This is a genomic window from Robertmurraya sp. DFI.2.37, from assembly GCF_029211245.1.
Classification (GTDB): domain Bacteria; phylum Bacillota; class Bacilli; order Bacillales; family Cytobacillaceae; genus Robertmurraya; species Robertmurraya methanolica_A.
This window is the reverse complement of the sequence record NZ_JARGEJ010000203.1, coordinates 1-489: the sequence shown is the minus strand read 5'-3', so window position 1 is coordinate 489 and position 489 is coordinate 1. Positions and strand designations below refer to the sequence as shown.

Sequence of the window (489 nt, the reverse complement as noted above, 5' to 3'; positions counted from 1 at the left end):
TACTGTTTCCTCGTTGGTCTGTGATATTAGCTTGCGATATTGACGTAACCCCAGCGCCAATATAGACATCAGCTATCCCCAACTCGTAAATATCAGCGTCTCTCTGAAGTTCGGGCGCTAACGGCGTACTAGCTGGCGTCCCCTTTTTCACAAACGCCCGTATCTCACGTTCTTGATAATCAAGTCGGATTACAATTCGGTCAATCCGATTTAACACCCCGTCAGCTACATCGTGCGTCAAGATTAAGTCGTCTGTATTTTCGTATAAATAGCCGTTCATATATGCGGCGCCTGCTCGAAGTCGAGTCGTCATAGCTTCGTTCTCAACAACGCGCAAGCTATTCTCCGTTTCCGGAAAGTATCCGTTTTTGATAAACTTGTTAAAATATCGGGCGAAATCTTCGGCTTTGTATCTTCTGTCGCCGATACCGCCGACTTTAACACTATTAAAAAACGAACTTAATTCTGCCATTACCTCACCGCCTTTTT

Annotated in this window: 1 pseudogene; it reads right to left on the bottom strand. The window is 45.0% G+C overall.

The features are described from left to right. Positions 1 to 472: pseudogene (locus PZE06_RS26100) on the bottom strand (hypothetical protein); the annotation flags it as partial. Between the last annotated feature and the right edge of the window lie 17 nt (positions 473 to 489).